The organism is Bacteroides sp. 41_26 (genome assembly GCF_949740115.1).
Lineage (GTDB): Bacteria > Bacteroidota > Bacteroidia > Bacteroidales > Bacteroidaceae > Bacteroides > Bacteroides nordii.
In genome coordinates this window covers 1-13,490 of the sequence record NZ_CATJGZ010000038.1, presented here as the reverse complement: position 1 = coordinate 13,490, position 13,490 = coordinate 1, and the positions used below count along the sequence as shown (strand labels likewise).

The following is a 13,490-nucleotide window of genomic DNA, read 5'->3' as shown; positions in this document are numbered from 1 at the left end:
ATTGTTTTAATTCAGACTATCGGCCTCCATTGCGAGATAATCCCCGCACAGTAAATACTGGTTTGCTTCCCAACTTTCTTCGTTCTGATTCCATTTATAAAGCACGTATGACAGAATTTCATTTTCAAGTCCTTTGCTATAAACAGCCTTTTGCGGATTCAGCGAGAAGTCTTGCGTTTTGCTATCCCATGCAGCATACTCTACTATTGAATTATTTCCGGATTCGGACATGCTGATCAAATAATAAGGTACCCATTTCTGTTCTCCCGCGCTCCAACGATAGGCTTTCTTTACTCCGCCCTTCCCCTGAGCGTCTTTGCTATATTCATATTTCAGTTTCGGAGTAAGATACTTTCCGCTTTTATCAAGAGAGTATACCGTTTCAGCATTCTCGCTCTTATTATAAACGAATTTAGAAGAAGTCTGTGCACTAACTGCAGAACTACACAAAAATAAGGCTAACATTGAGATAGATACAACCAGCATCGAGATACTCATAAATGACTTTTTCATAAGACTATGTATTTTTAATTGTTATTCAATGATTATTTATCGTTTTTCGATATGCAAAGGAAAACATTATTTTTCATCTACCAAAGAAAAACGATAAAAATTTATCGATAAACAATAAAAAAAAAGTTTTTTTGCGGCTTATTTACTCAATTACTGAGTATGATCTATTTCTTCTTTTCTACCTCTATATAATTCCAATCAACATTTAATGCTCCCAATAGTGTCAACAAAAAAACTACATACTATCATTTTTAGAAGCACAAACTAAAGCTCATAGATAAACAGAATAGGATTATTTTCACCATCCATGGCATTCAATTTATTTATAAATTCCATTTTGAGCTTATTTTGGGAGGAATGCTCTAAAGATACATCTATCATATTTTTTAAACGAGCAACCGGCCAGGCAACAACTATCTTATTCGTATTCCCAATTACCTGTACATTGCTACTTCCCACATCCACTGTTGAGTCTAAAAGAAAAAGATGCCGTGTCATCTCCCCACTTTGTTTATCGCATACAAAAAGGCCAATATTAGTCGTAAATAATACAAGTCTGGAATTCTCTATCACTTCTTCTAAAGATACTACATAATGTTTCTCCCTACAAAGATCCAGGAATTCAAAAGGTTTCATCTTGCTTTCTAATAAGCTTTCAGGCAATGTGCATTCTTTGAAATCCAATTGATATTTGGGATAAACCTTCCCATATTTAGCTTCATATATAGTATTATCAAATCCTCTCACAATATGGATAGAAGAGTCTTCTGTCATAGAATTCCCATGACCAAAAAGGGTTACAGTGCCCAATTCATTATTTTCAAATACCTTTCCATGCTCCAATACGTCTGCTTTGTGATTCAATTGCCGATCATAAACAGCTACTTCTTTCTTTTTATTCACATTTGTGTTGTCATGAAAATAAATATATCGCCCATCTGTACCTAAATGACTATAGTACCGTTCGCCTAAAGATTCCTCCCTAAGAAACTTGCCTTGATAGGAATAGAACTGTACTTTAGAGGGATGCGCACATAATACTACAAGTTCTTTATTCAGATTATCCACACAGATATCACCTATATTAATATATTCCTTCGGACCTTTCCCTACATTTCTTATTCTATTTATATACTTCCCGTCTTTATCGTAAACAATAACACTGTTAGATTGCTGATCAAGAACAAAAAGAGTATCTTCTGCCATACAAATACGACCTATTTGCCCAATTAATGCCAGATCATTTGTTTCCAGAGGTATTATTTTCTTCGATTTAAAGAAAACAGTATCTTCTAATACTCCCCCAGCTTCTTTAAAAGTGAATGTTTTTACATCTGGTATATTATGATCTCTCGCATTTGAGTTTTTGCAACAGGTAAATAATATAAAACACAGTACGAAAATGGTTGGCTTCATAGGCATTAATTGTATTTTTTAGAATTTATATAAGTATTACTACAAAGATAAAAGGAGTTATAAACACACACATGTCTATCTCTGCCAAATAGGTATTCAAACCTGTTATATAATTGAAAAGATACAAATTAGGCAAGAATAAACACATACATTTTAACCAGACTTTGAGCGCACCTTGCCATTTTGTAATTATTCAGAAAAGAAAAGAAACTACAGAAAGGAAAAATTGAACGCTTTTTGCATTAAAATATTCGTACAAATAAATCAAAACGCAAGTGCCTCATTATCAATGTATTAAATATTACATTTTTTATTCGTAGAGAAACAAGATGAAACTCGTAGAGAAACATCCCGTTTCTCTACGACCAACAGGACGATTCTCTACGACCAACAAGCAGAAAATTCATAAGACATTACAAAAAATAAAAGAAGAAGAAATAATCAGTTTCCATATTGTAATAAAATAATCATCATCAATCATATGATCATTTAATTGATAACCGTACCGGAAAATATTAATTTTACTGGCGGAAATACAATATACATACCGTAAATAAATATTTCCATTTACAACCTTTGCTATCCGGAATATTTTCTATAAATTGCGACCGTTTACCAGTCAAACTGATAAGACAGACAAAATGATCTATTCTCCCGCTATAATCCCGATGAATAATAAAATAGTTGTTTACCTATGATTTGTATCCGGCAGTTCTTTATTTGTTAGTGGAATAAGCTTAATCTATTACATTATGTGGAAAAAAGTAGTTTTATATTCTTGTTTTTTGGTGTTTTCATCCTACGCTCAGGCAGATGGCCTGATCACTGTTGATTATAACATCCAGCCTGTTTACGGATACAGGGCAGATGGAACGCCCGGACGTATTGTAGAAATCAAATTGAAAGGCGAGAAGTTGCAAGGTGACTGCCTGATTGACGTAGTAGCAAAAGGCTGCAAAGAAAAAAACAGTTTTGCACTGAACGCGAAAGACTCCACGCATATAGAACTTCTGTTACCTTCAACACTTCCTGTCGGGAAAAAATCAGAAGTAACTGTAACTCTTACTTATGCAGGAGAAAAGTATAAGAAAAAGCTAAGTATAAGCCCTATGCGACACTGGAATGTTTATTTATACAACCACTCCCATGTAGATATAGGTTATACGAATACCCATAAAAACATAGAGCAACTTCATAAGAACAACATAATAGAAGGTATCAAGTTGGCGGAAGAGACAAAAGATTTCCGGGAAGGAGCACAATATGTATGGAACCCGGAGGTTAGCTGGCCATTGGAACGCCTGTGGCAATCTAATCCGGAAAAAAGAGAAGACCTTATCAATGCCATAAAAAAAGGACAGCTAAGTGTGGATGCCAGTTACCTGAATCTGAATACAAGTATTTGTTCTGATGAAGAATTATTTCATGTGTTCAAATTCACACGAAACATACAAAAACTGAGCGGACAACCGTCTGATGTTTTTCAGCAATTCGATATACCGGGCATTTCCTGGGGGCTTATTCCAGTCATGGCACAAGAAGGCATTAAGTATGTAATGTCATGGCCCAATACAGACCGTGCCGGAAACGCACATACACATGGTATGGACGGTAAGCCTTTCTGGTGGATTGGTCCGGATGGAAAGTCCAAAGTATTATTCTTGCAGCCCGGATGCTATGCCAATAGTGGGAGTATGCAGAAGGGAGCCACTACGGGACGTCCCTGGTTCGGACAACGTGATCCGAAAAAAGTTCCTTTGGAAATCAGAACCGGAAGCGCAAATGTAGATTTTACAAATAAACTGATTGAATTGGAAAACAATAATTATCCCTATGACTTTACCGTTCTTTCCTGGACTTTGTGGGATAATAGCCCGTTAGATGCCGACATACCCTTCGCTGTGAAAGCCTGGAATGAAAAGTATGCTTATCCTAAAATCATTATCAGCGGAGGACACGAGATCATGTCAATGATTGAAGAGAAATACGGTAAACAACTGCCTGTAGTAACCGGAGATTATACGGAATACTGGACAGATGGTATAGGAACAGCAGCAGGATTAACATCGAAAAACCGAAATGCCAAAGAGAGGTTAGTGCAGGCGGAAACCATCTGGTCACTGTTAGGAGAAGGAAAGAAAGCTCCCCGGACAGATTTCGACGAAGGATGGAGATATATTCTTTTAGGATCGGAACACACCTGGTGCTTTGAGAATCCTACTGAGCCTTATTTTCAGGATGCCATATGGAAAGTCAAACAATCTTATTTTCATGAAGCCGAGAACCGGTCAATAGACATGTTGGCCGAGTCTCTGGCTCCGATTACAGATAAATCCAATGGAGCGTTAGGCCCCAAAGAAGGTCCCTCTAATGGTGGCATTGCTGTTATTAATACACACACATGGCCCCATACCGGCATCATCACTTTGTCAGAAGCAGAAAGCCTGAAAGGAAATAAAGTTATAGGTCCCGATGGAAAAGAGGTTCTTTCCCAACGGCTATCTACCGGTGAGTTATTATTTGTTGCGGCAGAGGTTCCGGCTCTAAGTTCCTGCCACTATCGGGTGGTTGAAGGTAATTGCACCTTGGACGGAGGATGCAAGACGGACGGAACAAACCTGGAGAATGACTTTTTAAAGCTTCGGATAGATCCTGCAACCGGTAATATAGTCCGTTTTATCAATAAGAAATCCGGCTATGATTATGTAAAAAATGAGGGAGCCAATACTTTCGCCTGGCTTCCTGCAAATGAAAATCGCCCTTTGGCAGATACGGTGACTTCTATTACTGTCACAGAAAAAGGACCATTGGCTGTCGAGATATGCATAACATCCCAAGCAAAAGGATGCCGCAGCATATCCCGCTCCATCCGTTTATTGGCCGACCAGCCCTGGGCAGAAATAACGAATGTGGTCGATAAGTTACCATTAACGGAGAAAGACGGTATACATTTTGGATTCAATTTCAATATCCCCGATTCTAAAACCCGTGTCGATATTCCTTGGGGGATTATGGAAGTAGAAAAAGACCAATGGCCACAGGGAAACCGGAATTGGCTTGCATTGCAAAGATGGCTGGATGTTTCCAACGAGACACATGGCATCACCTGGTGTTCTCTGGATGCTCCTCTGTTTGAATATGGTGACAGATATGCCAACATTTCAATGGGATGGGGAGGAAGAGGCAATTGGGTCACTAAGCTGGAACCCAGTTCTACAATCTTTTCGTGGGTGATGAACAATCATTGGCATACAAATTTCCCATTAACACAGGATGGACCTGTTACATTCCGGTACCGCATTCTGCCCCACGGCAAATATGATGTAGTCGAAGCAAACCGATTTGGATTGGAACAGTCTCAGCCATTGGTTTATGTAACGGCAGATAAAGATCCGGAAGTGAAACCACTGATTGCAATTGACAATCCAAAAATCTATCCGACCATCCTCAAGTCTTTGGATAAAGATCAGATGATGGTTGTTCGCCTTCGTTCTTTATCGGATAAAGAAGAGAGTGTGAAATTATCATTCCCTCAGAAAAGTCCTAAACGAGTTTCTCTTTGCGATCTGGAAGAGATAGCCAGTGAAGAGGTTAGCGGAGATCTGGTTATGAAACCTTATGGGCAGGTTACATTGAAATTAGAGTTATAAATGAACATCAATTGTTTTATACAATTACAGTAACAGATATGCTTCATATATCTGTTGCCGTAAAAGGTTTATTTATACGTAGTTACAGATAGGTCTCACAACAACACAGAGTTTATTGTCAAGAATAAAAAACGCAATACTCTGTGTTATGTTGCGATGAATTTTATTCTTTTCTGTTCAAGTGTAAATAAAAAATCAATAGCTGTTTTATCAGAAGGAAACTTCAAATAAAATCATGTCTATCATTACAATATGATCGAGAAAAAACAATCATTTTTATTAGAGGACCAAAAAATTCATTGATATTTTCATAGATATCTCAAACATTTAAAGCTTATATAAAAACATATTAAATGTATAAATAGGTAAATTATACAGATTGAATGATTCTAAAACACTTTTTAAGAAAGTATTTTTCACAAAAAAGAAATATTGAACCATTATCTTTGGAATAGTACTAAATAATATATAAATTTGCTGATACACCTAAAAACACAGTCAACTAAACATATCAACTTATAGTCAAATACAATCACTATGAAAAAAACACTACTGCTATTATTATCAGGTTCTTTTTGTTTATCAATCTCCGGACAGATAACCCGTGAAAATAATTCCGTCCGTAATGGAGACGAAATCATAAAACAACAGATGCAATATAAAGATCCGGGAAGAGCCGGTGAAAATGTAATATGGGATTTCAGTATGCTGAAAGCTGTCAACCCTAAATACAAATTGACTTTTCGTGCTCCGGAACTTATCAATGACAGCATTTATATCATGGGACGAGATACACTACTCAAAAAAGACTCCGATATAAATCATTTGATCATTGGTGAGGAACACTCCACGATGTATTATTATCAGATAAAAGGAGACACGATGTTTTGTTTGGGCCATGAAAATCCTGTAACGCTTATGCATCATAAGATTCCACTTCCATTGATGGTTTTTCCCTTTAATTACAAACGAAAAATTGAACAAAAATTTGAATCAGAAGGATTGCATACTTCATTAAAAAGAACCAATACTTATGGAAATATAAGCGTTGAATCAGACGCTTATGGAAAAATGATATTACCTTCGGGTGATACACTAAATAATATTCTCCGAATTAAAACTGTACAAATTATAAATGATACTTCTAACATCAAAAAAAACAAACCCAGCCCTGGTGACATAGCTAAAATATTACTTAGCAGGCAACAAAAGCAAAATCCAGTCAAATGCCACAAGCAGATAGAAGCAAACACATATAGTTGGTATGCCAAAGGTTATCGTTACCCTATCTTTGAAACTGTTCAAGCATTCGAAGTGGTAGATAGCCTCAAAAACGAAACTTTTACAACCGCCTATTTTTATCCACCGATAGACCATTATTACCTTGACGATGATCCTGAAAATCTGGCAGTTTTGGATAGTTTAAATAACAATAAAACAGATACAAATACAAGTTGGATTAGCAAAAACTTTTCTTATAACTATTGGCCCAATCCTGTATCTACCCCACTTAACATAGAATACAAATTGGAAGATGAAGCCATAGTAGCCATTACCTTATATAGTTCTGTATATGGAGTTGTGAAAGTAATCGCTCCAAAACATAGAGAGAAAGGGTTGTATAAGGAAGCAATAGACTGTTCCGTTCTCTTCCCCGGTGCATACATTATTAAGTTCGATGTCAGAAATGAATCCGTGTCTAATATTGTCTTGAAAAAATAACTCCCATGAAACACTCTATATTATTTATAGCTTATATAGTATACTGCGTCTGTGCAATGTCTCAAAGTCAGGATCAAAATTATATAAGAACCAAAACGATGACAGATGAGACAGATCCAACTAAATTTATAGAAAGTATACAATATTTCGATGGATTAGGACGTCCTGTACAAACAGTCCAAGTCGGTATCACCCCCGAGCACAATAGCTTGGTGACCCTACAAGAATATGATGCGTGCGGAAGAAATGTTGCGACTTGGCTTCCTGCGGTAATTTCAGGAAAAGATGGTGCTTTCATAGGAAGTCCTGAAGTGAAATCAGCAGCAATCGCTTCTAGCATAAATGACTCCAAACCCTATTCAAAAACAATCTACGAAGCTTCTCCATTAAACAGAATTTTGGAACAATATGGTCCGGGAGCCAATTGGCACAACAGCAACTCTTCAATTAAAACAGGTTATCTAACCAATGAAAGTACTGGTAATTTGGCTTGCATGTATTTTAAAATTAACGGTAGTGGTTTGAATACCTCGCTTGCAAAATCAGAAGTATTTAAACCAGGGGTATTATACGTGACTCAAACACAAAATGAAGCAGGCAGTATTTCTTATGAATTCAAGAACCAACAAGGGCAAGTAATTCTTACCCGGCAAATGGATTTCAACGAAGCATACGATACTTATTATGTATATGATGACTTTGGCAATTTATCCTATGTCATTCCTCCCATATTGGCGGATAAAATTCTTAAAGAAAATAAGTCAACAACAGACAACAGCCTGGAAATAAGACAATACGCATATATTTATAAGTATGACGAGCGAAACCGATGTGTAAAAAAACGTCTACCCGGATGTGAATGGATTTACTATGTGTATGATAAAGCCGACCGATTAATCTTCACCCAGAATGGAGAACAACGTAAAAACAGTGAATGGCTATACTCTGTTCCTGATGAATTCGGACGTATTGTACAAACCGGTATCTGCCATAACACAAACATATCAAATGATAATTATAAGGACAAGCTGGTTGTCGGAACTTATGAAGGTAACTCCGGTTACTCCTTTTCAAACTTTAGCCCTGAAGATGCAAGAGTACTTACCATAAATTATTACGATAATTATGACTTTCTTCTGGACATGAAGCAGGAAAGGCGTACTATGCTTGAATACGAGGAACGCCAAGGATATGGTAAACAATATAATATTGATAGTTATTCCGCGAAAGGACTACTTACTGGTACTTATGTAAACACAGCAATTCCGAGTTATGAAAATGAGTTTGATGAATATTCCGCTTTATATTATGATAACCATGGCCGAATTGTCCAAACCAAAAAGTGCAGATTCTATGAACTTGGATTCGACAATGAGTATATTGCTTATAATTTCCAAGGACAACCCGTGAAAAAGTTACATGAATACTCATTCATTACTTCAGATCAAACTAATGAAATATACAGCTATGACTATGATCATGCAGGACGTCTAATAGAAACAAGACATAAGCTGAATGAAGGAAGTGAAATTATTATATCCCAAAACACATATAATGAATTGGGACAATTAATATCAACACAAATAAACAATCAAAATGCTTTAAAAACGAATTATTCATACAATATTCGATCTTGGAAAACAAATATAGATAATAGCGTATATAAAGAACAACTTGGATATGATAAAATTGGAAATATTACATCCATTAGTGATTATAACACCTTAAGGAGTGGTTCAAGTAAGTGGGATGCATCAATACGGTATGATGCCCTTTCACGAATAACCGAGTATGCAAATAAGGGTGGGGAATCTGGAGCACCGGATACTCGATTTATGTATGATAAGCATGGAAATATTAAAACCTTACTCAGAAAAAGCCCAACTGAAACTTATGATATGCTGTCGATAGCCCATTTGGGTAATCAAGTACAGACAGTGATAGATAATAACTCATATGAATCAAATAAATACAATTCATATGATTTCAGAGATATGGCAGGAGTCGGTAAACTTCAATCTTATGAATATGATCTAAATGGGGCAGTTACCAAAGACCCTTATAGGTGCGCGACCATTGAAAATAATTATCTCAATCTGCCTCAGCGAATAGTGGTTGACAATCCTTTGGTATCCGGGTCAATCGAATACCAATACTTAGCAACAGGAGAAAAATTATTGAGTTTGAGTTCTGTATCCTTAAGGCATTCATTTAATCCATCCGAAATCGCCGGAGGAGCATCAATGGATACATCTACAGATCGATCAGAGCTGACATTCTATTGTGGAAATATCATATATAAATTAATGTTAAGCGATGGAACAATGCTCCTTGATAGAATACTCATTGACAATGGATATATCAAAGATGGGAATTACTATTTTTATATCAAAGACCATATAGGAAATAACCGCGCTACCACTAATTCAACCGGCCAGGTGAAAGCGATGGACGACTATTTTCCTTTTGGAATGCCCATAAAAGATAGCAAATGGGAGGAAACCCCGCAGAGATACAGATTTGGAGGGAAAGAATTTGAGACATTGATGAGATTGAATCTGTATGATTCTCACGCCCGCTTTTATGACCCGGCTTTGGATCGCTTCATGTCTGTAGACCCGTTATGTGAGAAATATTATTCAATCAGTCCATATGCATATTGTTTGAATAATCCGTTGGGACATATCGATCCAGATGGCAAGTTCCCTTGGCCAGCCATTCCTATTTTTCTTAGCTTGCTATTTGAATCGCAACCAGTGAATGCTCCCACCTTAAATAGGGTAAGTAATGCCCGTAATATGGAAGCAGCCTGGAATAGTTATAATGAAGGTGTGCTTTCTAATTTTATCCCCGGAGCAAAAATAGAAGCAGTTTCTACCCGTGTTTTTATACAAGAGCCAGTAGAAAAGATTGTTCGTAAAACCGTTACCTCAGAAGTCAGAGAAAAAGTCGGTAAATTTGTTCCGAATCCATTTGGAAGAAAAGGAGGTCAGGCACATCAAGATAAAGTTGCAGAAGCAATAAAACAATTGACTAGTGATGGTTTTAAAGAGATTTTAACCGAACAGACTATTAAAACTCCGGGTGGAGAGAAAAGTAGACGTGCTGTGGATGTAAGAGGTATAAATCCTACTACTGGTGAGGTTAAAGATATACAAGTAGGGCGCCAGAACAAAAACGGTACTCCGGTTGCGCGAGAAAAGAGAGCCCTTGATGATATTGAAAAGGCAACGGAGCAACGGCCTATATTTATTCCTTATAATTAAAATAATATTCATAATAAAAAATATAACATGTTATCATCACAAATTAATTTTTATGTATTACCAGAAGAATTATCTGGTATACAGCAATGGTTAGAAGAACGTGATATTGTATGTGTAAAAGCATATAGTTCTGATTTAGATCATATCATAGTGAAGCTTAATGCTGAATATATATCAAACCATGGCCAAGTCTTTTTAACCTTACCTAAATGGGTTGGACTATTTGAATATAATGGCCATTTAGATTCTGCAGGTGAACTTACATACTATGCAAACTGTGATAAAGAACTTATAATTCAATTTGATTTTAGGAAAATCACAAAAGACCAATTACTCCCTCCATCTCGCTTTTATTTTACCAAACAATATTTTGATAGACCTGCTTGGAATTTTATCAAGAAAGATGAAGAGTATGTAAAGTGGGCTATGAAAATCTATCGGGATTTCAAAAAACATTTCTTAGTAAAATATGACTTTGGACCGGATAATTTTGGTATCAGTTATACAACGCCTACTGTGATTGAACATTTTGAGCGCGGAGAATTTAAACTTAGAGGACATTAACTACAGGAATCTATCCAAAATAGAGATCCAAACCTACGCTGTACCTCAAAAGTTATAACTCATGCAGATCAAAGAAGAAATATTAATAAATCAATATGGGCAATCTTTGGTGGATGAAAACGTAATTTCTATTTATTTTGGAAATTTGACAGATATTCAACAAAAAGAATACTTATCAAATCTCATCGAACTAATATTACAGTCCAAACCAGAGGAGAGTGATATTGAAATTGCTATAAAATATAGCCTATTACGTTCAAAATATACTCCATGTGTATTATTACTACGTAATGGTCTTAAATATAATAACTTAAAAAAAATCGCAGATTTGCCTTATTCTGAACGATCAAAATCATTAGTTCTTTTCCTAAATCTATTTAAAGTCGCCTACCAAAGGAGACTTGAAAAAGAGAAAAATCAATATAGTAAATGGTGGTATTCAGATTTGTCAAATGAAAAAAATATAGAATTAATTCTGAAGCAGTATGAAATATAATTCTAACAGGAAAAACTTGTATAAATTGTTTTGCTGATTTAACCAGTTTAAAAAAGTTACAAAATAAATAATAACACCCTTGGTTTTTTCGTACTTTTATAAAATATATCAAATATTAGTACCTTAAATAGGGATATTCCTAAAACAACAAAATTTAAGGCAACTAACTCATTGCGAGCTAGTTGTTTTTTTGTATCTTTAAGCATACCCCCCAAAAACGGTTTGACGGCCAAAACGGGGGTAATTAAAAATAAAAACGCATGGTAAAGATACAAAAAATCTCCGAAATCGAACCTTGTTTAGGTTTTACTGAGTTCGATATACTTAAAAAAATATCGTCAAAGTTTTGCAACGAGTGAATTAGGTCGTCTCTATTCCCTTTCTCGGAACTGGCCCGACAAATGCATTTGAAGTCCTCTCCCTTGGGTCGTAAAAGTTATTTTTCTCCCGAAGGTAAAATAGCTTTAATGGTCCTGAAGTCTTATACCAACTTTTCCGATTCACAGTTGATCGAACATTTGAACGGTAATGAAGAAGTTACTGATCCATGTCCTGTTAAGCTTTATAAATATTCAGTTTCAGATATTGATCATTTAACAACTACATCAACCATAGTAATAGAACTTCAAGATGGCACTTTTTCAAATGAAGAAGAGTATGGGATAATCCCTAATGGAAATAGAGAGGTAGACTATGCATTAAAGGAAGCTCCTATTTGGGATGGCCGAAAATCACAGTACTATAATTCAGAAGGAATGCAGGAGATTTGTATCTTAAGATTTAAAAATGAGATTAAAGATCCAATACCTTATAATTAAAAAGTGCCTAAATTTACCCAATAAGTAGAGTTTGGAATTATTAATAAAGGTGTTATTTTATCTTCTTATGTACAGTTCCGTATTTTGATTATAATTCCCGATATGATATATTTTAATTCAGGAAACGAATTAAGAGACAAGAAACACAAAAGCGTAAAGATAGAGATATTGAATAATTTAGTTTTTAACTCATTAGTATTCAGCCCTGAATAATTAAGCAGACAATTATTTTTATCAAGGAAAACTACCGGATTGTCAAATTATTCCTATCTTTGCAATGCAACCAAGAAATGGGTGCACCGTTTTTTTGTTAAACGACGGAGAAATCTTATTGTTATCTGCTATTGAAATCTGGTAAATTTTATTCTCGCAGATAATAGGTGAGGTTCTCCACGTCCAAGGTACATATAACTTTGTTATATATCATCTGGGCGTGGAGCTATTGCTTATTATTCGGGAACGGCCTTACCAGAGCCTCAATAGGATAATTATAGTATATAGCTTCCACGCCTTTTTATACATGCACGGAAGCCTTTCAATCGGTTAAAACACACAAATATATGAACGATTATTCCTGCCCTTGTCTTATGAAAACCGATCTGGAGCAATCGGTTGATAAGATCTCCTTTCTTAAAGAGTATTACCCCGGTATTGAATCTCCCGGATACATTGAAGCGCTGCCCAAACAAGAATTACTATGCTGCCTGTGTCTACTCGACAGTATTCTATTTTCTATCGAACAAGAGCATTATATATGTACCGTTACAGAACTGATCCGCCTATATCGATGCAGAGAAAGAGTAGTGAAACGTTTCCTTTAAGAGAATATTTATTCAAGAAAATGAATACGATAATAAAGAATTGCAAGAGTGTACACTTCTCTATAACAAGAATGTACATTCTTATGTATCAAAAATGTACACTCTTACAATGCAAAAGTGTACATTCTGACTATGCCTGTATTCACTTTACACATTTTGGTTAATATCTACTGTTTTCCTTCACAGTTTCTTGATTGTTTTACTGTTTCACTTTACACCTTCAG

Annotated in this window: 8 protein-coding genes and 1 pseudogene; 7 read left to right on the top strand and 2 right to left on the bottom strand. The window is 35.8% G+C overall.

Annotation, left to right across the window (positions count from 1 at the left end; all coding sequences use genetic code 11):
* Positions 1-6 precede the first annotated feature (6 nt).
* Positions 7-513 (bottom strand): DUF3836 domain-containing protein, encoded by a 507-nt coding sequence (locus QX565_RS01020; RefSeq protein ID WP_221649170.1) that lies wholly within the window; start codon positions 511-513, stop codon positions 7-9.
* A gap of 264 nt (positions 514-777) precedes the next feature.
* On the bottom strand, positions 778-1,929 hold the full coding sequence (locus tag QX565_RS01015) for a DUF4934 domain-containing protein (protein WP_289290740.1): 1,152 nt from the start codon (positions 1,927-1,929) through the stop codon (positions 778-780).
* 752 nt (positions 1,930-2,681) lie between these two features.
* On the opposite strand from QX565_RS01015, the gene QX565_RS01010 reads away from it, so the two are divergent.
* The 7 genes and pseudogenes from QX565_RS01010 to QX565_RS00980 all read left to right on the top strand — a co-directional run bounded on the left by QX565_RS01010 (position 2,682) and on the right by QX565_RS00980 (position 13,266).
* Positions 2,682-5,579 carry a glycoside hydrolase family 38 C-terminal domain-containing protein gene (locus QX565_RS01010; protein WP_221649168.1) on the top strand — a complete coding sequence of 966 codons (2,898 nt, stop codon included), beginning with the start codon at positions 2,682-2,684 and terminating at the stop codon, positions 5,577-5,579.
* 537 nt (positions 5,580-6,116) lie between these two features.
* Positions 6,117-7,301, top strand: a complete 1,185-nt coding sequence (locus QX565_RS01005) for a T9SS type A sorting domain-containing protein (RefSeq protein ID WP_289290737.1) — start codon at positions 6,117-6,119, stop codon at positions 7,299-7,301.
* Positions 7,302-7,399: 98 nt separating this feature from the next.
* Positions 7,400-10,567 carry a DUF6443 domain-containing protein gene (locus tag QX565_RS01000; protein ID WP_289290736.1) on the top strand — a complete coding sequence of 1,056 codons (3,168 nt, stop codon included), beginning with the start codon at positions 7,400-7,402 and terminating at the stop codon, positions 10,565-10,567.
* 27 nt (positions 10,568-10,594) lie between these two features.
* Positions 10,595-11,131: a hypothetical protein gene (locus QX565_RS00995; protein WP_289290734.1), complete on the top strand. Its 537-nt coding sequence runs from the start codon at positions 10,595-10,597 to the stop codon at positions 11,129-11,131.
* 61 nt (positions 11,132-11,192) lie between these two features.
* Positions 11,193-11,627, top strand: coding sequence for a DUF5958 family protein (locus QX565_RS00990; protein ID WP_289290732.1), 435 nt, complete (start codon positions 11,193-11,195; stop codon positions 11,625-11,627).
* Positions 11,628-11,887: 260 nt separating this feature from the next.
* Positions 11,888-12,190 (top strand): annotated as a pseudogene (locus tag QX565_RS20575) (DDE transposase); the annotation flags it as partial.
* Between the two features lie 815 nt (positions 12,191-13,005).
* The gene (locus QX565_RS00980) at positions 13,006-13,266 is read left to right on the top strand and encodes a hypothetical protein (RefSeq protein WP_289290728.1); all 261 of its coding nucleotides are present in this window, start codon (positions 13,006-13,008) and stop codon (positions 13,264-13,266) included.
* Positions 13,267-13,490 lie beyond the last annotated feature (224 nt).